The sequence below is a fragment of the Streptomyces sp. NPDC051315 genome (genome assembly GCF_044455165.1).
Taxonomy (GTDB): domain Bacteria; phylum Actinomycetota; class Actinomycetes; order Streptomycetales; family Streptomycetaceae; genus Streptomyces.
In genome coordinates this window covers 98,530-124,869 of the sequence record NZ_JBITEN010000025.1, presented here as the reverse complement: position 1 = coordinate 124,869, position 26,340 = coordinate 98,530, and the positions used below count along the sequence as shown (strand labels likewise).

Annotated in this window: 24 protein-coding genes and 2 pseudogenes; 11 read left to right on the top strand and 15 right to left on the bottom strand. The window is 70.5% G+C overall.

Annotation, left to right across the window (positions count from 1 at the left end):
• Positions 1-81: 81 nt before the first annotated feature.
• The 4 genes from ACIBBD_RS34895 to ACIBBD_RS34880 all read right to left on the bottom strand — a co-directional run bounded on the left by ACIBBD_RS34895 (position 82) and on the right by ACIBBD_RS34880 (position 4,301).
• Positions 82-1,182: a protein kinase family protein gene (locus ACIBBD_RS34895; protein ID WP_399423587.1), complete on the bottom strand. Its 1,101-nt coding sequence runs from the start codon at positions 1,180-1,182 to the stop codon at positions 82-84.
• A gap of 370 nt (positions 1,183-1,552) precedes the next feature.
• Positions 1,553-2,404 (bottom strand): ABC transporter permease, encoded by an 852-nt coding sequence (locus tag ACIBBD_RS34890; RefSeq protein ID WP_399423586.1) that lies wholly within the window; start codon positions 2,402-2,404, stop codon positions 1,553-1,555.
• Positions 2,401-3,288: an ABC transporter ATP-binding protein gene (locus ACIBBD_RS34885; protein ID WP_399423600.1), complete on the bottom strand. Its 888-nt coding sequence runs from the start codon at positions 3,286-3,288 to the stop codon at positions 2,401-2,403. Before ACIBBD_RS34885 ends, ACIBBD_RS34890 begins: the two co-directional genes overlap by 4 nt.
• A 512-nt stretch (positions 3,289-3,800) precedes the next feature.
• Positions 3,801-4,301 (bottom strand): GNAT family N-acetyltransferase, encoded by a 501-nt coding sequence (locus tag ACIBBD_RS34880; RefSeq protein WP_399423585.1) that lies wholly within the window; start codon positions 4,299-4,301, stop codon positions 3,801-3,803.
• A gap of 413 nt (positions 4,302-4,714) precedes the next feature.
• On the opposite strand from ACIBBD_RS34880, the gene ACIBBD_RS34875 reads away from it, so the two are divergent.
• Together ACIBBD_RS34875 and ACIBBD_RS34870 are read left to right on the top strand one after the other, a co-directional pair.
• A complete protein-coding gene (locus tag ACIBBD_RS34875) occupies positions 4,715-4,888 on the top strand; it encodes a hypothetical protein (protein ID WP_399423584.1) in 174 nt (57 codons plus the stop codon).
• 555 nt (positions 4,889-5,443) lie between these two features.
• Positions 5,444-6,250: a tetratricopeptide repeat protein gene (locus ACIBBD_RS34870; RefSeq protein ID WP_399423583.1), complete on the top strand. Its 807-nt coding sequence runs from the start codon at positions 5,444-5,446 to the stop codon at positions 6,248-6,250.
• Positions 6,251-6,559: 309 nt separating this feature from the next.
• On the opposite strand, the gene ACIBBD_RS34865 is transcribed toward ACIBBD_RS34870, so the two are convergent.
• On the bottom strand, positions 6,560-7,483 hold the full coding sequence (locus ACIBBD_RS34865) for an immunity 49 family protein (RefSeq protein WP_399423582.1): 924 nt from the start codon (positions 7,481-7,483) through the stop codon (positions 6,560-6,562).
• Between the two features lie 564 nt (positions 7,484-8,047).
• On the opposite strand from ACIBBD_RS34865, the gene ACIBBD_RS34860 reads away from it, so the two are divergent.
• Both ACIBBD_RS34860 and ACIBBD_RS34855 read left to right on the top strand, forming a co-directional pair.
• On the top strand, positions 8,048-9,256 hold the full coding sequence (locus tag ACIBBD_RS34860; protein WP_399423581.1) for a serine hydrolase domain-containing protein: 1,209 nt from the start codon (positions 8,048-8,050) through the stop codon (positions 9,254-9,256).
• Positions 9,257-9,602: 346 nt separating this feature from the next.
• Positions 9,603-9,860 (top strand): annotated as a pseudogene (locus tag ACIBBD_RS34855) (cytochrome P450); the annotation flags it as partial.
• 768 nt (positions 9,861-10,628) lie between these two features.
• Here ACIBBD_RS34855 and ACIBBD_RS34850 read toward each other — a convergent pair.
• A complete protein-coding gene (locus ACIBBD_RS34850) occupies positions 10,629-11,426 on the bottom strand; it encodes a GNAT family N-acetyltransferase (RefSeq protein ID WP_399423580.1) in 798 nt (265 codons plus the stop codon).
• A gap of 191 nt (positions 11,427-11,617) precedes the next feature.
• On the opposite strand from ACIBBD_RS34850, the pseudogene ACIBBD_RS34845 reads away from it, so the two are divergent.
• Positions 11,618-12,283, top strand: a pseudogene (locus ACIBBD_RS34845) (alpha-amylase); the annotation flags it as partial.
• Between the two features lie 180 nt (positions 12,284-12,463).
• Here the strand turns inward: ACIBBD_RS34845 and ACIBBD_RS34840 are convergent.
• A complete protein-coding gene (locus ACIBBD_RS34840; protein ID WP_399423579.1) occupies positions 12,464-12,883 on the bottom strand; it encodes an arsenate reductase ArsC in 420 nt (139 codons plus the stop codon).
• Between the two features lie 48 nt (positions 12,884-12,931).
• Positions 12,932-13,075 (bottom strand): hypothetical protein, encoded by a 144-nt coding sequence (locus tag ACIBBD_RS34835; protein ID WP_399423578.1) that lies wholly within the window; start codon positions 13,073-13,075, stop codon positions 12,932-12,934.
• Positions 13,076-13,149: 74 nt separating this feature from the next.
• On the opposite strand from ACIBBD_RS34835, the gene ACIBBD_RS34830 reads away from it, so the two are divergent.
• The 3 genes from ACIBBD_RS34830 to ACIBBD_RS34820 are packed head-to-tail and all read left to right on the top strand — an operon-like array spanning position 13,150 to position 15,604.
• Positions 13,150-13,458, top strand: coding sequence for an ArsR/SmtB family transcription factor (locus ACIBBD_RS34830; RefSeq protein ID WP_399423577.1), 309 nt, complete (start codon positions 13,150-13,152; stop codon positions 13,456-13,458).
• A complete protein-coding gene (gene arsB / locus ACIBBD_RS34825; RefSeq protein WP_399423576.1) occupies positions 13,455-14,546 on the top strand; it encodes an ACR3 family arsenite efflux transporter in 1,092 nt (363 codons plus the stop codon). Before ACIBBD_RS34830 ends, arsB begins: the two co-directional genes overlap by 4 nt.
• Positions 14,543-15,604, top strand: a complete 1,062-nt coding sequence (locus tag ACIBBD_RS34820; RefSeq protein WP_399423575.1) for an ArsO family NAD(P)H-dependent flavin-containing monooxygenase — start codon at positions 14,543-14,545, stop codon at positions 15,602-15,604. Before arsB ends, ACIBBD_RS34820 begins: the two co-directional genes overlap by 4 nt.
• 335 nt (positions 15,605-15,939) lie before the next feature.
• Here the strand turns inward: ACIBBD_RS34820 and ACIBBD_RS34815 are convergent, their stop codons facing one another.
• Positions 15,940-16,314 carry an ArsR/SmtB family transcription factor gene (locus tag ACIBBD_RS34815; RefSeq protein WP_399423574.1) on the bottom strand — a complete coding sequence of 125 codons (375 nt, stop codon included), beginning with the start codon at positions 16,312-16,314 and terminating at the stop codon, positions 15,940-15,942.
• A 273-nt stretch (positions 16,315-16,587) separates the two neighbouring features.
• On the opposite strand from ACIBBD_RS34815, the gene ACIBBD_RS34810 reads away from it, so the two are divergent.
• Positions 16,588-17,958, top strand: coding sequence for an NAD(P)-binding domain-containing protein (locus tag ACIBBD_RS34810; protein ID WP_399423573.1), 1,371 nt, complete (start codon positions 16,588-16,590; stop codon positions 17,956-17,958).
• Between the two features lie 27 nt (positions 17,959-17,985).
• On the top strand, positions 17,986-18,447 hold the full coding sequence (locus ACIBBD_RS34805; protein WP_399423572.1) for an ArsI/CadI family heavy metal resistance metalloenzyme: 462 nt from the start codon (positions 17,986-17,988) through the stop codon (positions 18,445-18,447).
• Positions 18,448-18,994: 547 nt separating this feature from the next.
• On the opposite strand, the gene ACIBBD_RS34800 is transcribed toward ACIBBD_RS34805, so the two are convergent.
• The 5 genes from ACIBBD_RS34800 to ACIBBD_RS34780 all read right to left on the bottom strand — a co-directional run bounded on the left by ACIBBD_RS34800 (position 18,995) and on the right by ACIBBD_RS34780 (position 23,073).
• Positions 18,995-19,309 carry an SDR family NAD(P)-dependent oxidoreductase gene (locus tag ACIBBD_RS34800; protein ID WP_399423571.1) on the bottom strand — a complete coding sequence of 105 codons (315 nt, stop codon included), beginning with the start codon at positions 19,307-19,309 and terminating at the stop codon, positions 18,995-18,997.
• Between the two features lie 386 nt (positions 19,310-19,695).
• Positions 19,696-20,526, bottom strand: a complete 831-nt coding sequence (locus tag ACIBBD_RS34795; protein WP_399423570.1) for a hypothetical protein — start codon at positions 20,524-20,526, stop codon at positions 19,696-19,698.
• Positions 20,523-21,143, bottom strand: a complete 621-nt coding sequence (locus ACIBBD_RS34790) for an ATP-binding cassette domain-containing protein (protein WP_399423569.1) — start codon at positions 21,141-21,143, stop codon at positions 20,523-20,525. The genes ACIBBD_RS34795 and ACIBBD_RS34790 overlap by 4 nt, the downstream gene beginning before the upstream one ends.
• A gap of 231 nt (positions 21,144-21,374) precedes the next feature.
• On the bottom strand, positions 21,375-22,280 hold the full coding sequence (locus tag ACIBBD_RS34785; RefSeq protein WP_399423568.1) for an NAD-dependent protein deacetylase: 906 nt from the start codon (positions 22,278-22,280) through the stop codon (positions 21,375-21,377).
• A 358-nt stretch (positions 22,281-22,638) separates the two neighbouring features.
• Entirely contained in the window at positions 22,639-23,073 is a 435-nt protein-coding gene (locus ACIBBD_RS34780; RefSeq protein WP_399423567.1) for a VOC family protein, read from the bottom strand.
• Positions 23,074-23,760: 687 nt separating this feature from the next.
• Between ACIBBD_RS34780 and ACIBBD_RS34775 the strand changes: the two genes are divergently transcribed.
• The gene (locus ACIBBD_RS34775; RefSeq protein ID WP_399423599.1) at positions 23,761-24,936 is read left to right on the top strand and encodes a PP2C family protein-serine/threonine phosphatase; all 1,176 of its coding nucleotides are present in this window, start codon (positions 23,761-23,763) and stop codon (positions 24,934-24,936) included.
• Positions 24,937-25,460: 524 nt separating this feature from the next.
• On the opposite strand, the gene ACIBBD_RS34770 is transcribed toward ACIBBD_RS34775, so the two are convergent.
• Complete coding sequence (locus ACIBBD_RS34770; protein WP_399423566.1) at positions 25,461-26,186, bottom strand: SDR family NAD(P)-dependent oxidoreductase; 726 nt, start codon at positions 26,184-26,186, stop codon at positions 25,461-25,463.
• Positions 26,187-26,340: the final 154 nt, after the last annotated feature.

Here is a 26,340-nt window from a genome sequence, read left to right as displayed (position 1 = left end):
CCGTCGCGGCCTTGCTGACGGCAGGTCGTGGGCCGGTGGACCGGACGCTCCGCATGAGCGGTTCGTGCGGGGTTTCTTCCACTAGTCGATCCCGACCACGGCAGGGTTCTCAGGACTGCCGCTCATGGCCCGCTGAAGGTCGGCCGCGGGGAACGGGGTCCGTTTGCTCACGGTGAGCAGTCGATGGTGGAAGTCATCCAGGACGAGAGCGGGCCGGGCATGGCGGTCGATGAGAGCGCCGACCTCGGGTGGCACGCCGTCAGGCTTGCGGCCCGCGATCCATCCCCGCAGGAACTCGTCGTGCGGGATGCCGCCGCGAAAACCGTCGGGCATGTGGTGGCGCAGCAGGTGGCTGGGGGCGTAGCAGCAGTCGTACACAAGGTGGTCCGCCAGGAAGGCGGCTTCCTGTGGCGAGAGCTCGAAGTCTCGGCTCAGCGCCAGCCCGAAGTCCGTGAAGTACACCTGCCGGCCGTCGGTGAGCAGGTTGGCGAAATGCGCGTCGAAATGAACCAGCCCACGCGACCTCATGAAAGACGTTCCGTGAGCAACCGCGTTCTCCACCCAGAGACAAGCCGAGCTGCCTTCCGGCTCCTCCGCGTCGGCCGCCTTGCGAACGTCGGAAAGCCAGGCAGCGAGTGTCTGTGGCACATACTCAAGGAAGAGCACCAGGCTGGCGGAGGATCGACTTATGGCCTCCAGGCGCCGCCGCACGGCGGGTTCCCCTTCCCAGTGCGCGACTGCCCCATCGACGCCGCCGAACTCGTCGACGAACCCCGTCGGCGGGCGGTCGGGGAGAACTCGCCAGTGGTAGAGCAGCGGAAAACCCGCGTACTCGTCGTTCAGAACCCACCCGGTGGTCATGATGTGCGCAGCCAGTTCGCGCCAGGCCCCGAACCCGGCCGACCCAATCCCGTACTGGTAGAACAGCGGCAGCTCGAACAGGTTGGCAGTCGACCGCACATGCTCGGGCCGCAGTTCCATGTCCGTCAGCGGGATCCGCTTGACGAAGACCCGTGTACCTTCGACCTCCCACTCCGCCGACCTGCCACCGATCCCAGAACCGAGTGTGGGGGCCGCGGCCACCACATCGCCGAGTTGGCGGTCGCTGAACAGGGACAGCCGGCTTCCCACGGTCACGTACGCGGACAAGCGCGCTGCCCGCAGTGACTGGGTCCCGTCCATAGCGGCTCCGAGGTGGCGTGGGAAAACGGATCGCTGTTGATCATGTCAGTTGACGTACATCCGCCGCATTCGTCATCCGGAAAAGGTGCGGCAGACGTCGGCGCGGTCGAACAGGACCTCCGGGCCGTCGTTCCTGGCAATGCCGTACGCATCCGTCGCCGCGTCGTCCGGCCACCTGCCGTGCCAGCCCGACCGAGGCGGTTCCCTGCCCCACGGCCCCCACGAACCGCCTCGACGGTGCCTGGTGGGACGTAGCGCGAGACGGACAGAGGCAGTTCCGGCTCCAGCGTGGAAACATCGGCCGGGGTGGAGGCCTCTGTCCACCGTGCGCAGCCGGACCAGGAACCGTGCCGACATCCCCGGTACAGCCCTAACCGACCCGCTGCATCGCCTTCCGGTGCCGTTCCGCCATGGCGGCCCCGGATTCGCGGCGGGCCATCCTGCGCAGGACGGACGGTGCGAGGAGCAGCCCGGCGACCGCCCAGGCACCCAGCACGCCCGCTGTCTCCAGGTGCCGCCACGATGCGCCGATCTCGGCGGCGACCGCGTCGGCCGGCAGCAACGCAGACCGGAGGCCGAGGCCGAGCCAGTAGACGGGGAAGATCTGCCCGACGGTCTGCAGCCACTCGGGCAGCTTCGACAGAGGGAAGTAGATCCCGGAGATCACGACGAGTCCCATCACCGGAAGCATCAACAACCCGACGGTGCGTGGACTGTCGACGAGTGAGCCGATGACAGCGCCCATCGGCAGGGTGGCCAGGAGACCCAGCGGCACCACCCACACCAGCGTCACCAACGCTCCGCCGCCCTGCCGCGCCACCCCGTCCACCAGGAACACGCCCACGGCGAAGGGGAGTGCCATGGAGACGAGAGCCGTGCCCGACACCATGATGATCTTGCCGACCAGGTGGCCGACCATGCCGTGGGGCACGGCCTTGGCCCGCAGCAGCGTGCCGTCCTCGCGCTCGGTCGCGAGCAACTGCGCCGTGGTCATCATCCCGGTGAACGCGAGCGTCATCCCCAGCATGCTCGGCAACATGAACGCGCCGGCCGAGATGCCGGCGCCCTTCAGCGGATCGTCCCTGACGAGAAACAGCGGCACGATGAGCAGGACCGTCCAGAGCGCGTATCCGAAGACGTCCTGACCCGTGGTGAAGGTCAGCCGGAGTTCCGTCCAGCCGCGCCGCACCCCTGCTCTCGCTGCGTACCACACCGGACTCATCGCGGTCCCTCCCCGAAAGCGTGCGCCTCCCGCTCACCGGGAACGCCGCCTGCCTCCAGCTCTCGCACCATCGTCAGGTAGGTGTCTTCCAGGCTCGCCCGGCGCACCTCCAGCCCGCCGATCGCCTCGCCGTGTTCCTCGAACAGCCGACGGACGAACCGGGTGGGCTCGGCCGTGGCCTGCTCGAAGGGCCTCCCGTTCCGAGTCCAGCGCACGGTGGCCTCGGCCGATGCCTGCCGGGACAGTTCCTCGGCCGAACCATCGGCCACGATCCGGCCACCGGCCAGAATGAGGATCCGGTCGGCGAGCTTCTCCGCCTCGGCGAGGTCGTGCGTGGTCAGCAGAACAGTGGTGTTCTCGTCCGCGAGCCCGCGTACCAGGCCGTGGAACTCGTTCCTCGCCTCGGGGTCCAGACCGGCCGTCGGCTCGTCCAGGAACAGCAGTTCGGGTCTGCCGACGATGCCGACGGCCACGTCGAAACGCCTGCGCTGCCCGCCGGACAGAGTGCCGACCCGCTTGTCCGCCTGCGCGGTCAGCCCCACTGCGGCAAGGAGCTCGTCGACGTCCCACGGGCGCCGCACGAGGGCGGTGGAGTACGGCGCGTAGTACGAGCCGAGATGGGCCAGCAGCTCCCGCACCCGCCACTTGCCGTGGTCTCGCCAGGACTGCAGCACGATGCCCAGGCGCGCACGCCACCGCTCGTCGCCGCGGGCCGGATCGGTGCCGAGGACGGTCACATCACCGGCCGAGCGCATCCGGAAGCCTTCCAAGACCTCGATCGTGGTCGTCTTGCCCGCGCCGTTCGGGCCGAGCAGTACGACGACTTCGCCTCGCCGGGCCGTGAAGCCGACACCCCTCAACACATCCTGGCTGCGGTAGCGCATCCGCAGATCGCGTACCTCGATGACCGTGTCGCTCTCTGGCGGTGGGTTGCTCCCCACCCCTGACAACGCGTGAGCGCTCGTCACAGGCGTTCCCCCGTCCGTCCTTTGTTTCGTCCTGATCAAGGGCCGGAGGCCATGCCGACGTCCATGGTCATGGGACGTTGTCTACGGTGTGGCTGCCGTTGCCGCCTGGCACACACCCGGCCGGGCCCCCAGGCGAACACATTACCGAACGGTTCAGGTGTCTCCTGCTGGTCCACCGACCCGGCGAACGTCCCCGGTCACGCTGCACCATTCCGGACAAGGCCGACAGGCCCGTAACCGAGGCCCGCGGTTGCCACGGCGGCCGGCCGGCGAAGTGGGATCCGTCGGACCACAAGGCGCGGCATGCAGCGGGTTGTGGCATCGGCCGTCTCAAAAGGCCCCGCGCTGTGGCGACGTGTTATGACAAGCTCGCGGTTCGCCAGGAGGCGACGTCCTCGTCCCGGCCATCGACGCATGGCTGTGAGCACTCACACGGCGCGTTGCATGCAGACCGACTGGTCCCGTTCGTCCCATGACTCGGTGACGGCGAATCCGAGCCGCTCATACAGCGCGATCGCGCCTGCCCGCCATTTCCACACCGACAGAACTACCGTGCTGACGCCGCTTTCCGCAGCGTGCGCGAGCGCGGTTCTGACCAGGAGGGACGCGATGCCCCGCCCCCGGGAAGCCGGAGTCGTCCAGAGCCTTTTGACCTCGCACTTTCCGGCTACCGGGGTCGTCACCACCAGGCAGCCCACCGCAGTGTCCCCGCTCAACGCCAGCAGCACGACATCGTTCACGAACACAGCCCGTGGATCCACGATCTCTGCCCGGTAGCGGTCCGGCAACCCACTCACATCAGCAACGGCCTCACCTTTCTCGGCCTGCGTCTGCAGATGGTAGGCCGCCAGCAGTTCGGCCGGCCCATCCTGTGCGGAAGGGGCCTGATCCGGCCAGCGGACGATGGCAACCTCGCGTCGATCAGCCATGACGTCAGCATCACATGACGCGGATCAGGACCTCGAACAAGCACCTTCATCCACTTTCGGTACCTGCCCTTGCGAGCTCCGGCCGGTCCCGCGCCTTGTTCATCCCTCCCTCGCTGTCGGCGCCCGCCCACACCAGCCGGGCGGGCACGGACCTGACGTAGTGGAGGGGCCGCGGCGGTCGCTCCGCGTCCCCTCCCTCCTGTGGCTTTCATCAGCAGATGACGACGGACACCCGGCACAGACCGCGGCCGTCCGCCGCGGCCTGCCGCCACATCCGCAGCGGTCCGTCCAGGACGCTCTGCTCGTCGTCGCCGTAGTCCAGCCAGTCCTGGTCCTCGGCAGCAGCGCGCTCCTGTGGGGTGAAACCCAGTGCCCGCTCGGCAGTGGGCAGCGTTCCGCGTACCTCGGCGGACGTGAGCAGGAAGTCGCCGCACCAGCCGGGGAGGAGGGCGGCCCGGTCTGCGCCTGTGGCGTGGAAGAAGGACCGCCAGCGCGAACTCCTTGCTGTGGACGGAGAGAAGGATGTCCTCCTCGCCGGTCACCAGATCCCACACGTCCGTGAGCAGGGAGAAGTCGTCGCCGGGTGACAGGCCGTCGTACCTCCTCTGCACGTGCTCTGCGGAGGCGGTCAGTTCCTGGAAGGAATCCAGCGCGTCCCCCTCCCTGCGGCCGGACCGGCCGCAGGGCCTCCACCAGGTCCGGACCGGCAACGGTTCCCGCCGCCAACGGTTCCAGCGCTCTTGTGCGCGTGGTTCCTCCCGCTCCGCAGCGATCAGCGGGAACAGCCGCGGAGCCAGAGTGCCGATGAAGGCGTCGTCCTGGGCGCTGATGGACCAGGCCGAGGTGATACCCATGCGAGGACCGTCCGAGGCACGCCTGACGGGGCATCACTGGTAGGGCACCCCTGACAGGGCCGCACTGACAAGGCACCCCTGACAGGGCGGCTGCCGTGACCGACCGGGGCCGGGGGGAAGTCTGCCGATGCCTCGCGGCCGGTCCCCCGGTGACACGCCGCAAGCGCTCTCGCCTCCCGGTGCCGACGCCTGCGCCTGGGGCGCGGTGCCACGGCACCGTCACCACCGCCGCCCTCCCAGCCACGGCTGCGAACGTGGATCACCGAGACGATGGCATAGCCTTCCCGCATGCAGAGCGTGGACGACGGCCGAAGGGCAGCCGAGGCAGGGGACTGGGTGGCCGCGGGGCACGCCTTCGTCCGGGCCGCGATGGAGGGCAGCGCGGAGGGTGCCGAACTGGCGGCCCGGGTGACCGTCGAGCTGGAGCCGCTTGCGGACGGTGGGTCGGCGGAGGCGGCCGCGCTGCTCGCCGGTATCTACCTGGAGTACTTCGACGAGTCGGCCCTGCCCATGGCCGTGCGGTACGCCCGCGCGGCGGCCGAGGCCGGACTGCCGGCCGGACAGCGCACCTACGGTCACATGTTGGTGACGGGGCTGGGCGTCGAAGAGGACCGAGCGTGTGCGGCTGAGCTGTTCCGGGCGGCCGCGGAGGGCGGGGACGCCTACGGCGCGTTCAACCTCGCCCAGCTGGTTGACGACCCCGACGAGTCCCTGCGACTGCTGGAGACGGCCGCACGCGCGGGGATCGCCGTCGCGGGTGCGGTGCTCGCCGACCGGCTGTCCGCACTGGACCGGGACGAGGAGGCGCTGGGCTGGTACGTGTGGGCGGCCGAGCGTGGGCACACGGGGGCGATGAACGCCGCCGCCTGCTGGTACCGCGACGGCTTCGGCACCCCGCCGGACCCGGTGCAGGCGGTGCGCTGGTTCTTCGTCATGCTCGCGCACGGCGACGGAGACGGCATCCACGAGGCGATCCAGCTGGCGAAGGCGGGGGCCATCGACGCGGAACAGATCCGCGAGGCCGGGCGGCTCGCCGGCGATCCTGGAGCGGCGGAGTCCCTGATCGGTACGGTCCTGGGCGGCGGCCGAAAATGAGGAAGTGCCCCATCCAGGCCTTGATCTGCCGGTTACTGCCCAGTCCTGGGCAGTAACCGTCCATGCCGCGCTCGCGGTGACGCGCCCTTGCCATCAGTGTCGCCCCCGCCATGGCTCGGGCCGGGCTTGAGCACCGTGCGCGTGCGACCATCCGCTCCGGCCCTGGGCCCAGACCCGGCACCGCCCGACTTCCTCATGCGGGACGGACCTGCCGAGAGCCCACCAGTGCGGGAGCCGCCGGCCTTGCGGGCCCCGGCGAGCATGCCGCCTGACGCGCCCGCCCGGAGACCCGCCGCTTTCCCTCGCCTTCTACTGTCGCGGAGCGCTCATCAGCGATTCCGGCAGGTAGGCGGACCGGATACCCAGCTGCCAGCCGTGCGCCAGAGAGGCGAGTGCGGCCAGCGTGACGGTACCCACCGGCAGCAGACTCCGGGGGGCCGGGTCGGCGCCGACGTTCTCGCGGTGCGTCACGAGCCGCGCCTCCAGGGCCTGCTCGAAGGCGGGCTGGTCGTCGTCGAGCAGAACGCGCAGCAGTCGCTGATCCGGCGTCAGGGTGCCGACGGCATCGAGCTGCCCGGCCGCACGCGCACGCGCTTCGGCGTCCGGTGTGGCCAGCGGTACCGGTCCGGGGAGCGCGCCGGGGTACCGCCCCTGCACGACGGTCAGGTAGGCGCAGAGCGCGTCCATCTCGGCGAGGTCGGCCGGATCAGAGACCGACTCCCGCTTCGAGTAGGGCACGCCGTCACGGATGGCGGGGGCGTAGTCCTCGCGGAGCATGGGGCCGATCACCCGGTCCCGCTGCCATATCAGGCCGCTGATCACGGCCATCGCGAACGCGTCGGTCCAGGTGCGCGCGGTGGTCATCGGCTGGGGCGGCTCCCATGCCTCCTCGTAGTGAAGCTCCTGGCTGCTGAGCGACTCCTGGGCGAGGGGGAGGGGGACCTCGAAGTCGCCGTCGGGGAAGCACGCGAGGCTCAACACGCCCAAAGCACACTCCGCCGCCGTGATCAGGGCGGTGCGCGCATCGGGCGCACTCAGCGCGGGGTCCGCCACGGTGCGCGCGGCGATGTGGTCGGCCAGCTCCTCGCCAAGCTCACTGAGCCCACGCCGCAGCGGCTTGTCGCCGTAGCGCATGTCGTGCCAATGACCCATGGTCCGCCCCGACATGCCCTCAAGGGCCTGCTCGATCTGCTGCTCCGCGACGGCGTGACGCGGTACCTGCTTGATCATCATGCAGGTCATCCTGGCAGGTCCCACTGACAGTGACGCCAACGGCGGCTTCCCGGCCCCCCGTGACTGGTGCGTCACCGACCCGCTGCCGCACCCACCGCGTCGGCGTGCACCGGCGATTCCCCGCTTGCCCACGTCCCACGCTGCCCGGCAGGCCGTCGGTCCTGCTGAGCCTCGGCTCCGTCCGCCGGAGACAGGGGCGGAACCGGCGACGGGCCACCTGAACGCCCCCGAACCCAACTCGCCGTACCACCGCGCCACCCGGCAGAACGTCACGTCCGACGGGTCGGACAGACCCATCGGAAGTTCCGAGGACCAACTCACCTGGCCCACCACGCCGTTAAGGTGTCGATGATCCATCGAGCCGATCAATGTTCGACGGGCTGGACGCCGATCACCGGCTCAGCCCTGCCACCGCAGCGCCATCGACATCACCAACACGACGAGCAGCGCCACCGCGACCCACACGACGAGCAGCGCCACCGCGACCCAGCACGGCAAGCAGCACCGAAAACTGCCTCCAGCGTCGGCTCGGCACCCGCCGGCCCCTCCCAGAGAAGGTTTTGCATGCGCATTCGAGTAATCGGCGTCGTCCTCGCGGGTCTCACGCTCGCGACCCTCGCGACACCCTCACAGGCCGCGGCTCTGCCGGCGCCGAACATCGAGGCCGTCCGCACCGTGCAGCGACAGGCCATGACGCAGGGCGCACCGGGTGCACTCACCCTCATCGACGACCAGGCCGCCTACTACGGCGTCGCGAGCGGCAAGGCGGACACGGCCACCGGGGCCAGAATGGACACCGGCCGACGGTTCCGGATCGGAAGCGTCACCAAGACCTTCAGCACGGTCGTCCTGATGCAGCTGGTCTCCGAGGGCCTCATCAATCTGGACGCGCCGGCCAACACGTACCTGCCCACCCCCCTGCCGAGCAGTTCCATCACCGTGCGGCACCTGCTCAGCCACCGAAGCGGGCTCTACGACTACACCAACGACATGTTCTACTCCACCGTTCCGGGCTTCGAAGCGGTGCGGAACAAGACGTTCACCTTCCAGGAACTGATCAACAAGTCCACGGCGCGCCCGCTGACGATCACGCCCGGATCCGCTTACAGCTACTCCAACACCAACTTCGTGGTGATCGGCCAGATCATCGAGCGCGTGACGGGGAAGCCGGTCGCCGAGCAGTACCGGCAGCGCATCTTCGAGCCGCTCAAGCTCGGCAACACCTCCTACGTGCACCCCCTGACCAGCATCGCCGGGTCCGCCTCGCGCGGCTATCTGCGACCGGACGACACCACGCTTCCCCTGGTGGACTCCACGGAGCAGACGGTCTCCTGGGCGCAGTCCGCCGGCGCGGTCATCTCCAACGCGGAGGACCTCAACACGTTCTTCAGCGCCCTGCTCTCCGGCGCTCTGCTCCAGGAGAGCGCCCTGCGGCAGATGATGACCATGGTCCCCGTCAACGCGGACGGCAGCCAGTCCTACGGTCTGGGGCTGCGTGCCAGGAAGCTGTCCTGCGGAGTGACGGTCTACGGGCACACCGGCACCGTGCAGGGTTACTACACCTGGGCGTTCGGTACGCCTGACGGAAGCCGCACCATGACCTCCATGGCGAACACCTCCAACAACGGGACCGTGAACACGACGTTGGGCGGAACCCTGGAAGCGGCGTTCTGCGGCACCGCCCCGGCGGCGGCCTCCCTCAGGACCGCGGTCGCGGTGGACGGCGAGTTCCGCGAGGAGATCGCCCCGGACGTCGTCCGCGGTCGCCGGTGACCGCGGACCAGCCGCCGCGACACGGCTGACGACGCAGCACCCCGGACGCCGAAACCGATGACGACCGGCGGCCGTGCCTGCCGCACAACGACAGGCACGGCTGGGGACTTTCGTTCGGATCACCGCGCCGACCAGAGGAAGACGGCAGCGCTGCGGAGACCGGCCCGGCGGATGGTGGCGGTCTTTCCGGAGCGGGTGGTGACAGCGCGCCACGGCAAGAGGCGGTTGACGCACCGCTCCACGTGGTGCGCTGTTCTCAGCTCTCGCGGTTCATGACGTCCGGACAAGGGTGTCGGACGTGGTGGCGGGTGATCGGCAGGGGGCGGGGAATGCCGCACGGAGGGGCGTGACCTGTCTCCTCAACGCCGCCAACCGCGATCCCGCCCGGTACCGGGACGCCGAGCGGTTCGGCATCTTCCGTGACGACCTGTCGGCGACGAACACGGTCTCGGCGGTCGCCGACCACCTGGCCTTCGCCGTCGGCCGGCTTTTCCGCGCCGGCGCCCCGCCGGCCCGCGCGGAGGTCGAGACCGCGGTGCATCACCTTCTCGACGCACTACCCGGTCTGCGGCTCGACGACGGGCTCCGGCCGGTGGAGAGCTAAGTGTTCACCCGCAGCCCGCGTACGCTGCCCGTCCGCTGCACACCGGCCTGGGCACCGCCGAGGCGCCTGGGACCGCTACGGGTGCCGCGCGGCGGGTCCCCCTCGGGGTTACTGCGGTCTGGGCTGCACGCCGAAAAACCCATGTGCGGGCGTACCGGCGGCGGACGGACCCGGGATGACGGCGGCCAGATCACGGTGGATCCGCTCGGCCTCGCCGCGCACCTGAGTGGGTACGTCACCGCGTTCGGAGACGAGACGGTGGTAGATCGGTGTTTCCTGGAACACGTACGTACATCGCTTTCAGCGGTCGGCGAAAACAGGGCAGGGCTGGTGGGCGCGGCGGACGCACGAGGTCGTGCGGCGGGTCGACGCCGGTGTCGACCGCATCCACCGAGCCGGACCCGTTCCCAGGGCTCCGGCTCTCTCCCACGCCGTGTCGGGCAGGGGCTTCGCCATGGTAGTCGGGGGTGCCGACAGGCATGACGGCGCCCCGGCGGAGACGCGTGCCGACGGTCCCGCACGAGCTCACCGTCCTGCGGGACCATCGCTGCCACGCGGCCCTTTTGGGGAGGGGCCGTGCCGGGACGCCAGGTGCTCCACGAACGCCACCACCCCCGCCGGAGCCCGGCCGGGCCTTCCGTTCCAGGCCGGCGCCCTGCAAGCCGTCGGCGTGAACCGGTTGTCTCGGAACGGACCGGCTACGCGGCCAGCAACAAAGGGGCGTCAGGCGGTCCGAGGATTGTGGGTGATGTGTCGGTCGCTGCGCGGCTACCGCAGGCCGTAGAAGCGCAGGGGTGAGTTCGGGGTGAAACCGATACGCGGGTAGACCGGTGCCCCCGCAGCGGTGGCGTGCAGAGTGGCGCGGGTCAGTCCGGTGGCCCGGGCGCCTTCGTACAGCGCCTTGCGTGTCACCGCTTCGCCGTAGCCCCGGCGCTCCCACTGGGGGTCCGTGGCGACGAGTACGACGAAGAGGCGGCCGTCGGCTTCCAACGCCCCCGCACACGTCACCGGAACGTCGCCCCGCATACCCAGGTAAGCGTGCACCTCCTCCTTCCACAGCGTGGAACCGGCGAGTCCGTCGCGACCGTGTTCCAGCGGGAAGCCGTAGGCACGTGAGTTGAGATCCGCGTAGGAGAGCAGGTGTTCGTCAGTGCTCACGCGGACAAAAGTGAGATCGGGGTGGGTCGGCTCAGGAAGGGGGAGCAGGTCTCCGGCCATGCCGGTGCCGGGAAAGGCGTATGCGAGCCCCGCTCGTTCGGCCGCTGCCGTGAGCGTCGCGCGCGCCCCGGGATCGAGTAGGTCCTCGAAGACCCACAGAAAGCCGGGATGTTCCTTCGAGCGCATGATGTCCGCCGCCTCGGTCAGACGCTGCTCCACGAGAGCCGCGTCCGCCCCCACATCGGTCAAGGTGATGCAGTTCCAGAAGGCGAACCGGCAGTCGGCCCAGCGGACCGCGATGCCCGGAAGGTCCCGCACATCGGCGCCCGCGTCCCTGTCGAGCACCATGGCCTTCCAGACCGCGGCGAGCTGCTCCATCGATTCGACCGATTCCGCAAGGTTCGTCACCGTAACCCCTTTAATCGCTTGATCTGTGAAGCCGTCGGAGTGACAACGACCGCAGTCGGTCCGATGGTTCGCGCATTTCGGCCGTCTCGCACCACGGACTGTCCGTGGTCTCCGAGGTGGCTCCGTCGCCCCGGACGCATTCGCCGCGGCACCTCCGTCGTCGGGACCGTCACGTACGCGCTCCCACGGGCGACGACAGCGTCAACGACGCCACCCACAACGTCGTCTACGTCGACAGCCACGACTACGGCCCCGACAAGTCGAGCACCCGCTACAGCGGAGGCACCGACGCCTGGGCCGAGAACATGTCGTTGATGTGGACCTTCCGCGGCATCCCCACGCTGTACTACGGCTCGGAGATCGAGTTCGAGAAAGGACGGCGGATCGACTGCGGCGCGACCTGTCCGCTCGCCACGACGGGACGTGCCTACTACGGCGACCACCTGGCCGGCTCGGTCACGGCGTCCGGCTTCGGCACCGTGGCGTCCGCCGACGGTCAGGTCGCCATCACGCCGGCCCAGCCCCTGGTGAAGCACCTGCAACGGCTGAACCAGATCCGCCGGGCGGTCCCGGCCCTCCAGATGGGCCAGTACTCCGCGGAGGGCATCTCGGGCGGCATGGCCTTCAAGCGGCGTTACGCCAGCGGCGGCACCGACAGCTTCGCGCTGGTCACCGTGACCGACTCGGCGACGTACTCGGGCCTCCCGAACGGCACCTACCGGGACGCCGTGACCGGTGACGTGAAGACCGTCTCGAACGGTTCCCTGAGCGTGGCGGCCCCGGGCAAGGGCAACCTGCGGGTGTACGTCCTCGTCGGTCCCGGCAAGATCGGGACGGACGACCCTTACCTGAAGTAACCATCCCTGGTCGCGGCAGGCGGCATCGCGTCCGCGCCGAGCGGAACGCCGGAGCACGGTCCACGTGTCCCACCCGGCCGGGCGCGCGTCCGTGTCCTGACAGGTGCCCACCGCGGTCCGGCGGTGGGCACCTCGCGTCTTCGGGTGTGCCGGCCGACATGCCGCCGTCCGTCCCGGGCGTCACACCTTCTGCTGCGCGTCGATCTCGGCGACGAGGGCCTCGATGCGGGTCCTGATCTCGTCGCGGATGGGACGGACGGCCTCCACGCCCTTGCCCGCGGGGTCTTCCAGGGCCCAGTCGAGGTACTTCTTGCCGGGGAACACGGGGCAGGCGTCGCCGCAGCCCATGGTGATGACGTAGTCGGAGGCCTGGACGGCCTCGGTGGTGAGGATCTTCGGATTGGCGTCCGCGATGTCGATGCCGACTTCCTTCATGGCCTCGACGGCGGAGGGGTTGACCCGGTCGCCCGGTACGGATCCGGCGGAGCGGACCTCGACCCGGTCGCCCGCGAGATGGCTGAGGAATCCGGCGGCCATCTGGGAGCGGCCGGCGTTGTGGACGCAGACGAACAGCACGGAGGCGAGCGGGCTGGAGGACATCGGTTCTTCCTTCGTGTATAGAGCGGTTGCTGGAGCGCGGTGCGGAGTTCAGGTGATCGGCGGGCCGTCGGGCGGGTCGGTGGTGCGGGCGTCGACCGCGTCGCGGATCGGGCGGACGGCTCCGGGCGGACGCCGTCGGTATCTGGAGCGGCGCCGGCCCTCGGGCAGGGCAGGGGTGGGAGTGGCGGGCATGGGGAGACCCTTCGACGGCCCCACAGGTCAGCCATCGCTGGTATCAGCGCCGGGTGATGTGAAAATATCAGCCCATGATGACGTCAGTCGACACTGACCTGATTCGGGTGCTGGCCGACCCGCTCAGGCTTCGGATCGTGACCCTTCTCGCCCGCGAGACGCTGTGCACCACCCACCTGGTGGAGGAGACCGGTGCGCGGCAGACGAATCTGTCCAACCATCTGAAGGTGCTGCGCGAGGCCGGGGTCGTCGAGACGGAGCCGTGCGGCCGCTTCACCTATTACAAGCTCCGGCCCGACGTCATCGCCCAGCTCGCCGAGCAGTTCGCCGATCTGGCTGAACAGGCCCGTACCGCCGCCGACAACAAGAGGGCCTGCCCGTGACCCCCACCCAAGCGCCCGCGACGGCGCACCAGACATCCGTCGTCGCCAAGCTCTCCACGCTCGACCGGTACCTGGCCGTGTGGATCCTCATCGCCATGGCCGTCGGTCTCGGTCTGGGGCGGATGATTCCCGGGCTGAACGACGCGCTGGCGACGGTGGAGATCGGCGGTGTCTCCCTGCCGATCGCGCTCGGTCTGCTGATCATGATGTACCCGGTTCTGGCGAAGGTCCGCTACGACAAGCTCGACGCCGTCACCGGTGACCGCAAGCTCATGGTCTCTTCGCTGGTCATCAACTGGATCGTCGGGCCGGCGGTGATGTTCGCGCTGGCGTGGACCTTCCTGCCGGACCTGCCCGAGTACCGCACCGGCCTGATCATCGTCGGCCTGGCCCGCTGCATCGCCATGGTCATCATCTGGAACGACCTGGCCTGCGGCGACCGCGAGGCGGCAGCCGTCCTCGTCGCGCTCAACTCGGTCTTCCAGGTCCTCGCGTTCGGCCTGCTCGGCTGGTTCTACCTCGACCTTCTGCCCGGCTGGCTCGGCCTCGGCGACGGGGATCACCTGGACATCTCCATGGGGAAGATCGCCCTGAACGTCGTCGTCTTCCTCGGCATCCCGCTGCTGGCCGGGTTCCTCACCCGCCGCATCGGCGAGAAGAGGCTCGGCTGGGTGGACTACGAGAGCAGGTTCCTGCCGAAGATCGGCCCGTGGGCGCTGTACGGCCTGCTGTTCACGATCGTCGTCCTGTTCGCTCTGCAGGGCAGGACGATCACGTCCCAGCCGCTGGACGTGGCCCGGATCGCGTTGCCGCTGCTGGTGTACTTCGCCGTGATGTGGTTCGGCACCTTCGCCCTCGGCAAGGTCATCGGCCTCGCCTACGACCGCACCGCCACCCTCGCCTTCACCGCGGCGGGCAACAACTTCGAGCTCGCCATCGCGGTCGCGATCGCCACCTTCGGCGTCACCTCCGGGCAGGCCCTGTCCGGCGTGGTCGGCCCGCTCATCGAGGTCCCCGTCCTGGTGGCGCTGGTGTACGTCTCGCTGGCCTGGCGCCGGAAGTTCACCACCGCGCGCCTGGGGTCGTGACCCGGCGCACCGGTGTGGTGGTGGTCGGCGGCGGCCAGGCAGGGCTCGCCGCCGGCTACCACCTGCGCCGCCAAGGCCTGGACTTCACCATTCTGGACGCAGGTCCGGCGCCGGGCGGGGCCTGGCAGCACATGTGGGACTCACTGCACCTTTTCTCTCCCGCCGACCACTCCTCCCTGCCCGGCCGGCTCATGCCCGTCCAGCCCGGCGAGACCTACCCGGACGCGGCGCACGTGGTCGACTACCTCGCCGACTACGAGAAGCGCTACGACCTGCCGGTCCAGCACGGCACCCGTGTGGACGCCGTACGCCGCGACGGAGACCGGCTCCTGGTCGACGCCGACTCCGGCAGCTGGCGGGCGGGCGCGGTCATCAGCGCGACCGGCACCTGGTCGCGGCCCTTCCTCCCCGCCGTACCCGGCCGCGGCGTCTTCACCGGGCGGCAGCTGCACACGGTGGACTACCGCCGTCCGGCCGACTTCTCCGGGCAGCGTGTCGTCGTGGTCGGCGGCGGGAACTCCGGCGCGCAGATCGCCGCCGACCTCGCCCTGGACGGCAACGCCGAGGTGACGTGGGTGACCCCACGCCCGCCCCGGTTCCTCGCCGACGACATCGACGGCCGCGCCCTCTTCGGCGTCGCCACCGCCCGACGCCGCGCCCTCGACGCCGGCCGCACCGACACCGGCGGAGTCGCCTCGCTCGGCGACATCGTCGCCGTCCCGCCCGTACGCGCCGCCCGCGACGCCGGACCGCTGACGGCGCAACCGATGTTCAGCCGGCTCACCGCCACCGGCGTCCGGTGGGACGACGGTCGCCAGGCGGGTGTGGACACGGTCATCTGGTGCACCGGCTTCCGCCCGGCCCTGGCCCACCTGGCCCCGCTGGAGCTGCGCGGCCCGGGCGGGCGCATCGCCACCGAAGGCACCCGGTCCCTGGGCGAGCCGCGGCTGCACCTGCTCGGCTACGGTGACTGGACCGGCCCCGCCTCCGCCACCCTCATCGGCGTCGGGCGTCCCGCCCGCGACGCGGCCCGCCAGATCGCCGCACTGCTGCGGTAGGCGCCCTGTCGCAAGCCGGAATCGGCTCGGCGCCGTACGGACGCGTCGTCGGCTACGCCACCACCGGGGTGCCGGGCGCCGCCATCGCAGCACGCCGACCGCCGTGTGGGCGGTCGGCGTGCTGCGGGCAGCCGCTTCCGGCGCGCGCTCGTTCGCCGCCTCTTGCTTGCGGACCGCTGTGGTGCTGACGGCTGCCTTCGTCTGCCTGGCGGCCTGCCTGGTCCTAGGTGGCCTGCTGTATGCCCTGCCCGCCGGTAACGGCAGCCGCCCGCCGGTATCGGCAGCCCTCCCCTCACACCGGCAAGCGCCGCCGGAGTTCTGCGGGCATCCGCTGGTCAGGCAGCCGGCGTACTGATCAGCAGTCGGCCCATCGCGGCCAGCACGTCCGGCTCGACCCGGTAGTAGACCCAGGTGCCGCGCCGCTCGGAGCTGAGCAGCCCCGCTTCCTTGAGCTTCTTCAGGTGGTGGGAGACGGTCGGCTGGGAGACGCCGACGTCGGAGATGTCGCACACGCACGCCTCTCCGCCCTCGTGGGAGGCGACGGCGGAGAACAGCCGCAACCGCACCGGGTCGCCGAGTGCCTTGAACATCCGGGCAGCCGTCTCGGCTTCCTCGGCGGTCATCGGGCGTTCCGTCAGCGGCGGGCAGCACGGCGCCGCACCCTGGCCGTCGGCGGGCTCGAGCAGGGGCAGCACCTTCACATTCGACATGCGTCTATGTTGACACACGTCGAACCAAGGTGGGGGGTGTCGGCGGCGAGCGAGGTGGGTGCCGGGCGCCGGCGATCCGGTCGGCTTCCCGGGCTCTGCCTCGCGGCGAGTTCGGAGTGAGGAAGGGGCCGGCCGGGCGGGGCGGTGTCCAGGCCGGTGCGAGTCGGTCGAAAGCGGGGATTCGATGAATGTCTATGTTGACGTTCGTCAATACAGGTGGCATGCTGGGGCACACAAGACATCGACAGATGTCGAAACAGCAAGGAGTCGACTGTGAACGCGCCTGCCACCCAGCTGCCCGTCGTCGTGATCGGAGCCGGTCCCGTCGGCCTCGCTGCCGCCGCTCACCTGGTCGACCGCGGCATCACGCCGTTGGTTCTGGAAGCAGGCGCGGTCGCTGGTGCGGCGGTGCGCGAGTGGGCGCACGTGCGGCTGTTCTCCACCTGGGGCGAGGTCACCGACCCGGCCGCCGAGAAGCTGCTGGCCCCGACCGGCTGGGTGAAGCCGGACGCCGCCAGCTATCCCTCGGGCGGGGACTGGGCCGAGCAGTACCTCCAGCCGCTCGCCGACGTCCTCGGCGAGCAGGTGCGCTTCGGCACCACCGTCACCGGCGTCTCCCGGGCGGGCCGGGACCGGATCGTGGACGCCGAACGCGAGGCCCAGCCGTTCGTCGTCCACATCGTCCACACGGACGGCCGCGAGGAGCGGCTGTTCGCCCGCGCGGTGATCGACGCCTCCGGCACCTGGACCACCCCGAGCCCCGCCGGCGGCAGCGGCCTTCCGGCCCTGGGCGAGAAGGCCGCCTCCGACCGGATCACCTACCGCGTGCCGGACCTCAAGGACCCGGCCGTGCGGGCCCGATACGCGGGCAAGCGCACCGCGGTCATCGGGGCCGGCGCCTCCGCCTTCACGGCGCTCGCGTACCTCGCCGACCTCGCCACGTCCGACGACGGCACCGGCACCAAGGCCGTGTGGATCCTGCGCCGGGGCATCTCCGGCTCCACCTTCGGCGGAGGCTCCGCAGACCAGCTCCCCGCCCGTGGCGCCCTCGGCCTCGCCGCCAAGGCCGCCGTCGACGACGGCCACGCCGACGCGGTCACCGGCTTCCGCACCGAGGCCATCGAGCGCGACGACGCAGGCCGCCTGGTGCTCGTCGGCGAGGACGGCCGCCGCCTGGACCCGGTCGAGGACATCATCGTCCTCACCGGCTTCCGACCCGACCTCTCCTTCCTCTCCGAACTCCGCCTCGGCCTCGACGAGCGACTCCAGGCGCCGACCGCGCTCGCCCCGCTCATCGACCCCAACCAGCATTCGTGCGGCACCGTCCACCCGCACGGCGTCAACGAGCTCTCGCACCCGGAGAAGGGCGTCCATCTCGTCGGCATGAAGTCCTACGGGCGCGCCCCCACGTTCCTCGCGATGACCGGCTACGAGCAGGTCCGCTCCATCGCAGCGTCCCTCGCCGGCGACCAAGAGGCCGCCGAGCGCGTCGAGCTGACTCTGCCGGAGACCGGAGTCTGCGGCGGCGCGGGCCTCTTCGACGACCCCGACACCGCGCAGTCCGTCGACGGTGGCGGCTGCTGCGCGACCCCCGCCACCCTCCAGATCGGCATCGGCGCCCCGGCCTCCTCCGGCGGTTGCTGACTCCCCACTCACACAAAGAGGTTCGTCATGTCCCGCGTACAGCTCGCCCTCCGCGTCCCCGACCTCGCCGCTTCCGTCGCCTTCTACACCGAGCTCTTCGGCACCCAGCCCGCCAAGCTCCGGGACGGCTACGCCAACTTCGCCCTCGCGGAACCCCCGCTCAAGCTGGTCCTCATCGAAGGCACCGCCGGGGAGGACACGCGCCTGGACCATCTCGGCGTCGAGGTCGAGTCGACCGAGGCGGTGCGCGCCGCGACCACCCGCCTCGCCGAAGCCGGGCTGGCCACGGCCGAGGAGAACGACACGACCTGCTGCTACGCGGTGCAGGACAAGGTCTGGGTCCAGGGCCCGGGCCGGGAGCCCTGGGAGGTGTACGTCGTCAAATCCGACGCCGACTCCCTGGCCAAGCAGCAGGGCAGCACCTGCTGCACGGGCCCGGGCGAAGCCGTCCCGGACGAGCCGGCCGCCGCGGCCTCCGGTTGCTGCTGACCGCCGAACACCGGCGCTCACCCCCGCGGGACCGCGACCGGAAGCGGGGGCGGGGCGCGGTCCCGCTGCGTCATGCCTGCCCTGTGCGCTCCTCAGTTCACCAGTTGGGGCGTCGTCCGGTGACGCGAGGAACACCGGGCCGGGTACGACACGCGGATGCCCCTGCTTGACCTTCAGCGCGGGCAGGATCGGATGGTGAGGGTCGCAGAGGCGGCGGACATGGGTCACGCCGCAGGGGTTCCGTGGTGCCTTCGTGGCCGTGCTGGAGCCGAGGGTGGTGTTGACCAGGCCGGGATGGGCGGCGACCGTGCGCAGTGGCAGCTCGCGGGTGCGCGCCCACGCCGTGAGCCCTTCGGTGAACAGCAGGTTCGCCGGCTTGGAGTCGAAGTACGCCGGCCATCGGTGGTATCGCCGGGGCTGGTGCGGCCGGTCGGTGCGGCATCGGCCCAGCCAGTGCAGGACGGAGGAGACGTTCACCACCCGCGGCTGGGGCGCGTTCAGCAGAGCGGGCAGCAGGTGGCCCGTCAGAGCGAAATGCCGAGATGATTCACAGCGACGTGCATCTCGTGGCCTGCGGGGGGCGGGTGTACGGCAGCGCGGCCACCCCGGCGTTGTTCACCAGCACATCCAGTCGTCCTCCCGTAAGGCCCGTGATCCGTTCGGCGGCCTCGCGGACCTGGTCCAGCTGAGCCAGGTCGCACGCGACGCTGTCCACCCGCGCCGTCCCGATGCGGCGGCCCAGCGCTTCGGCGACCGCATGCCCTTGCCCGGAGGAGGGGCAGAGGATGATGACGCGCGCGCCGAAGCCGGCCAGGTGCTCGGCCGCCGCGGCGCCGATGACGCGGGACGATCCCGTGATCACTGCCGTGCGTCCGGACAGGTCGGCTACGGCCGCCGGTGTCCACGACTCCTCCCCGGTCCGCCGGCGCCGCCACGGCCCGGGAAGGTCAACACCGTCGTGTCGGCCGCCGCAGGCCCACCTCACCTCGCTGTCGTCCACGCTTGGTGCAACGACTGCCGAAGGGGCAGGGAACGGTCCGCCTCACAAGGACGTCGCCCCTCATGTGGGTGTCGACCTGTCCGGCCGTGTCGGGCGGACGGGCGCCGACGTCACGGCGCTGCTGCCGGCTCCCGTCGGCGAGCGAGCACTAGCTGGGTCTGCCGGCTCGGGCAGCGACGTTGTCGATGCCTGTACCACCCGGTGGAGAGACGTTCGGTGAAGCGCAGGGGCAGGGGTGCCGTTGCCGGTCAGCCCGCGTCCTGCCGGGCGGCAGGTGAATCAGCCGGCAGGCGGGGGTCGGTGGGTGAGGAGCCGGTGACGGGCCGGCCGTAGTGCCGGGTGCGTACGCAGAAGATGAGCAGGGCCAGAAGGGTCGTGGTGACGAACCATGGCAGAGCCAGGGCGGCGCAGGTGAAGGACTCCGCGTCGGTGAAGGAGGCGGCCAGGGCCGCCTGCGCGGGGCCGTACAGCGGCAAGGCGCTCAGCCATGCCTGGTCTCCGGCCGGGTTCGAGACCGGGCTTTGCATGCCGACGTCGATCAGCGTGGCCATCACCACGACGAAGAACCCCTCCAGTTCGCCACGCAGCAGGTAGCCGGCCATGATGCCGAGCCCTCCGTAGGCCAGCACCGCTGCTGCCACAGCGGCGGCGACTGCCCCCGGCTGAGTCAGCGGCCAGGACAGCCACAGCAGGCCGGTGGTGTAACAGGTGAGCAGTGCCGTGATGACGAGGAGGGCAATGATCCTGGCGGCCAGCAGTTGCAGCCGCGGATAACCGGCCAGTACCAGGCGCAGGTCCATGTCCCGGGCGCTGAAGGTGGCCATGAACATCATGAAACCGGCGATCACCGTGACGGCGTGCAGGGCGCTGGAGACCTGGATGGTGCGGTTCATCGACGCGGTCACCTCGATACCCAGCGCGCTGCTGAACGTGATGTCCGTGTCCAGAGCGGTCACGCGGACCAGGTAGATCCAGGTCGGGATGAAGAAGGCGATCATGCTCATCGCGAGGCGGTTGCGCAGGTGACCGGTCAGCGTGAAGCCGAGCGCCACCGTGAAGGCTGTCCACTGGTGTCTCATCGTGGTGTTCCCGCCGGGTACAGGCGTCCGTCGCGCAGATGGTGGACGGTGTCGAAGTGCTGCAGGTCGTGCAGCAGGTGCGACACCACCACCACCGAACGCCCGCGGCTGCGCAACCGGTCCGCCAGCTGCCAAAAGCGCTGGTGCGTGTCCCAGTCGAATCCCTGGTAGGGCTCGTCGAGCACCAGCAGCGGCGGATCGTGCATCAGCGCCAAGGTCAGGTTGAGCTTCTGCCGGGTACCGCCACTGAGCTCTCCCGCCCGGGTACGCCGCTCGGCGCCGAAGCCGAGCAGGTCCACCAGCTCCCAGGCATCGTCCAGCCGCGGCAGCCGGTAGGCGACCTGGAACAGCCGCAAATGCTGGGCGACCGTGAGCGTGTCATTGATCACCGCCTGCTGCGGGCAGTATCCCAGCGCGCTGAAACGCCGCACAGCGCCGCGGTCCGGCATGAGCTGTCCCACCGCGATACGCAACAGCGTGCTCTTGCCCGAGCCGTTCTCGCCCACCACTGCCGCGAGCATGCCGGCCGACACGGTGAAATCCGCTCCGCGCAGCACCGCTCGTCTGCCGTACGCCTTGTGCACGGCCCTCATGTGCAGCCGCATGTCTGATGCCATGTCGTTCTGTCCCTCGCCGCCTACTGCACCATCAACGTTCGCTCAGGGCAACGCGAGCGGCCAGCGCGCGGACACGCCTGATCCGTTCCTGCGGCCGCGAGCGTCATCGCCGCAGCAGCCGTACGGCCGGAAGGGAAGGGGGAGCGGGGGCGGCGTCTTGGTGCGGCGGCTCTTCCATCGACATGAGGGCCGGCGCGATGGACCCAGGTGACGCCTGCCGCCGTCCCTACCTCACCCGAGACCTGCCGCCTCGTCGTCGACGGGGATGCCCAGCCGGCCGGCCACGGTGGTGAGGGCTGGTCCCAGCTCGAGCGCGACCCGAGTGAGGGCGTGCCGGTCGCCCCGGGTCGGGTCCCGGTTGACGATCAGCACCGGTTTCCCGGCCTGGGCCGCTTGGCGGACGAAGCGGAGCCCGGACATCACCGTCAGTGAGGAGCCCAGGACCAGCAGGGATGCCGCCTCATGGACCAGCTCGCGGCAGTGCTCGACCCGCCGCGGCGGAACGGCTTCGCCGAAGAACACCACGTCCGGCTTGAGGACGCCGCCGCAGACCGTGCAGGGCACCACGCGGAAATCCCCGACCTGTTCGTCGGTGAGGTCGGCGTCCCCGTCCGGGTTGATCGCTGCGGCCACCGGCTGGAAGCCCGCGTTGGCCTCCTCCAGTCGCCGGGCGAGTTCGTGGCGCGGGCTGAAGGCACCGCAGGACAGGCACACGACCCGGGACAGGCTTCCGTGGAGGTCGACTACGCCCTCGCTGCCGGCGGCCTGGTGCAGACCGTCGACGTTCTGCGTGATCACACCCGAGAGCAGGCCGTGGCGCCCGAACGCGGCCACGGCCCGGTGCCCGGCATTGGGGCGGGCGCGGCCGAAGGTGCGCCAGCCGAGGTGGCTGCGGGCCCAGTACCGGCGCCGGGCCTGGGCGCTGGCGGTGAAGTCCTGGTAGGTCATCGGGGTGTGCCGGCTCAGGCTCCCGCCCTCGCCCCGGTAGTCGGGGATGCCCGACTCCGTGGAGATGCCCGCCCCGCTCAGCACCAGCACGCCGCCGGTGCTCAGCGCATCGGCGACCGGCTCCGGATCCGTGGTGCCCGGCGGTAGATCCTCGGCAGGGGTCCAGCTCACAGTGGGGCGCATGCGCATGCCGCCCAGGGTACGGAACGGGCTGCCTTCCGTCGTTCTCACCGATCAGGAGGAGGGTGCACCGTGGCACCGGAGCGGCGACCCGGCCTCCTTCTGGAAGGCCTCAACGCGACCAGGCAGAGGGCCCCTCCGGGAGCGGATCCGCGAGTTCGGTGACCCGAAAACGTCCGGCGTGAACGCCTGGCACGTTCGCCCCTCCATATCCACCGCGCGCCTGTGCCGACCAGCGAAGTGACGGGTCGTGGCGATGGCGCCACGAGCAGCGGTACGTGGCTGTCGTCAACGGCTTGAACGGCACAAGCCTGCGAGTCGATTCCCGGGGCAGCGTGGTGCTGACGGACTGACGCGTCCGTCACGGTCAGTCGAGACAGAACTCGTTGCCCTCGATGTCCTGCATCACGAGGCACGACTCGTTGTCGTCATCGGCGGGCAGGAGCCGCACGCGTACCGCGCCGAGCGCGACCAGTCGTGCGCATTCGGCCTCGAGCGTGGCCAGGCGCTCCTCACCCACGAGTCCGGTGGCGACCCGCACGTCGAGATGCAGCCGATTCTTGACGACCTTGCCTTCGGGAACGCGCTGGAAGAACAGGCGCGGGCCCACACCCGAGGGATCAACGCATGCGAACCATGCACCCTGATTCTCAGGCGGCAGCGAGCGATCGAAGTCGTTCCACGTGGCGAACCCCTCCGGTGGCGGCGGTACGACGTACCCCAACACCTCGCACCAGAAGCGAGCGACGCGCTCGGGTTCTGCGCAGTCGAAGGTGACTTGGAACTGCTTGATCGATGCCATCGGGCCACCGTAGCAGGGACTTCGGCCGTTCAATTGCCGGTGCGAATCCGCAGGGAGGGGAGGGCGGCCCGTGCGAGCCGCTGCTGTCCGGGGTGGTCGCAGGGGTGAACCGATGTCGATGCCTCCAAGGGGCTTCCCGCCGGTCCGGACCAGACCGCGGCCACGGCCCTCGCCGCGGTTCCCGACGGCAGCCTGCCGGCGCCGACTGCCGCGACCTCGACGCCGACCGGCGCGCGTGATGCGCCGTCTGTGACGCTGATGGCCAGGCCGGCGACCTCGTCGTCACCGACCGTGCCGTCGACTCCACGTCCGGGAGTGGCACCGCCTGCACGGCTCCGGCATGCGCCGCGTCCGGGAACAGGTCCTCGCCCGTAACGCGGCACTCAGCGCGGTGCCTGCCGGCAGCTGTGTTCTCGCTGCCCGGCAGTGGGGCGCACCCGGCCGGGTCCTGGGCGGGTCTCGCGACCAGGACAGGAACGACGGCCGTGTCGGTCGGCGGGTACGGGAGATACCCAGTCCACGAATGCATAATGTGACTGTCTTTACATACCGTGACTTTTCATGTGTTGACGCTCACCGCGGCGATTCTCAAGCTGGTAGGCGGGGCTGGTGGAAGGGACTGCGGGCGTGAGTGGTGGGCAGAGTGGACTTCCCCGGTTGCTGACGGCAGCGGAGACGGCGGCGCCGGTGGACGCGGTCGACGTGGTCGCGGAGGACCTGCAGCGGCGTTTCGAGGCCACGAAGGTCTCCTTCCTCATCGTGGACCTGACGGGGAGGGCGTTGGCGCGGTTGTCCACCGCCCCCGGGGAGGGTGGGCGGGAGGCGGAGCGGATTCCCATGGCCGGCAGCGCCTACGAGGAGGTGATCCGTACTCAGCGGCTCTACCAGGAGGCGACCGGCCATGGACAGCGGGTGATCGTGCCGGTCACCAACCGGGGGGATGCGATCGGACTGCTGGAACTGCTCCTGCCTGCCGGCCCCAGCGACGACGTCCTTGACGCGGTCGGGGAAGCCGCCCACGCCCTGGCCTACATCGTGATCGCCAACGGGCGCTTCACCGACCTCTACACCTGGGGCAAACGCTCCAGGCCGCCCACCTTGGCAGCCGAGATCCAGTACCAGCTCCTGCCCCCGTCACTGTCGTGCGAGGCTGCGCAGTTCACGCTGTGCGGGAACCTGGAGCCCTCCGAAGACCTCAGCGGCGACACGTTCGACTACACCCTGGACCGCGACATCCTGCATGTGTCGGTGACCGACCCCATGGGCCATGACATCGATGCTGCCCTGGCTGCCACGGTCCTGGTCAGCGCCCTGCGTGGCGCCCGCCGCGCGGGAGCCGGCCTGGCCGAGCAGGCCCACCGGGCCGACCTGGCACTGGCTGACCACGGTCAGGGTCACGCCACCGGGCAGTTGCTGCGGATCAATCTCCGCACCGGGCAGGCCACGCTTGTCAACGCCGGCCACCCTTGGCCCTGGCGGCTGCGCGACGGGGTCGTCGAGGTGATCACCTGCAAGGTGGACCATCCCTTCGGGCTCTCCGAGTTCACGTCTCACCCCTACCGCGTGCAGGACCTCGATCTGCGCCCTGGTGACCGGCTGCTCATGTTCACCGACGGCATGCTCGAACGGCACGGGGAGAAGGTCGACCTGCCGGGCCTGGTGGAGCGGACCGGGAACCTGCACCCGAGGGAGACCGCACTGGCGCTGACGTCCGCGGTCCGGCATGCCGCCGGCGGCCAGCTCGAAGACGATGCCACCGCCATGTGCCTGGACTGGCACGGTCCCCAGGAGACCCGGCGGCAGGTCAGCTCCGGCGCGGACACCCGGCAAGCCTCGGCAGTCCGCACGAAGGAGCAGCCGTGACCAGGGCGCCCCCTGGAAGCACCGCCATGGCCGACGGCCGCCGCGCCCAGGCGAACGCCGCCGCCGGCGCGTGCAGACCGCCATCCGGCAGGCCACCCGCAGCGGCGGTGGCGGGCATCGCCCCGGCCTCATCACCGCGGCAGGCAGGCCCACCCCTGGTCGGCGCGGTGCCTGCCGCACCGACCATCGCACCGCTGACCGCCCTCGCGCTGATCCGCCCGACCCGCGCCACGGCCACGCGCCGCTCCCGCCTGCCCCTCAGCCGGGGGTCGAGCGCGGGTGCGGTGGTCAGACGGCCGGGCGCATACGGCCGGGCCAGGCGGCCGGGGCCATGGGTGGTTCTCGGACGAGCGGCTCGGCGGGCTTCGGTCTGATGCCGTACGTACTGTCTGGACCCTGTAGGGAGACCGCCGGACCGGAAGTCGGCACTGAGGCGCAAAGGGCCTTCCGGCAGATGCCGGGAGGCTTGTGGCGACCGTTCCCGCACGCCGTGCCTGAGATCGTCGGTCGACTGGCCGCACCGCTCACAGCGCGGTGCCCGTCTCCTCGGCCAATGCCTTCAGAAGGCTGTCCTGGAACGCCTCGTCGTGGACCGCGCCGTGCGGCTGCAGCCGCTGCCCGTGGTACCAGTACCCGCCGGTCGTCAGGGCCTCGGGTTCGTCGCCGGAAGCGAGCCACTCCTGCGTCCGATGGCCGAGCTCCAGGTCGTCCGGTGCGCTCGGCCCGCCCATCTTCGTCGGCACCCAGCCCGGATCGACGGCGTTGCTCACCACCCCGGGACGCAGACGAGCCACCGCGGCGGCGAGGGTCGTGACGAACAGCTTGCTGTCGGCATACGAGCCCGCGTTCTCGCCCCGCCAGTCCACGCCGTCGAGCGAGGGGCGCCCTCCGAAATGCGAGCCGCTGCTCAGGTACACCAGTCGGCGGGGGCCGTGGAGCAGGGCCGTGAGCAGGTACGGTGCGACGACGTTGACCGGCATGACCGCCGGTCCGCTCCACACACCGGCGTTGTGGATGACCGCGTCGAGCGGTCCCGCGTCGTTCAGCTCGGCGGCGACACGCCCTACGGCGTCCCGCTCGGTGAAGTCGCCCACCACGATGTGTGCCCCGCGGTCGACCAGCGTGTCGAGGGCCGCCGCGCGCTCCCGGTTCCGGGCGTGCACCACCACGTCGTGTCCCGCGGACAACAGGGTGTCGGCCGCGGCACGCCCCAGGCCGTCGGCGGAACCGGTCACCAGGATCCGACTCACGGTCGCACCGCCCCTCGCCCCCGCGAGGTCCGGCCGGGCCCCACCACTGGGATGCCGAGAGCCTCAAGGGCGACGTGCGTGTCTGCTCCTCGCATGGGAGGGCCTCCTTCCGTTCCGAGCCGCTGACCGCGACCGCCACCGAGAGAAGCATTGC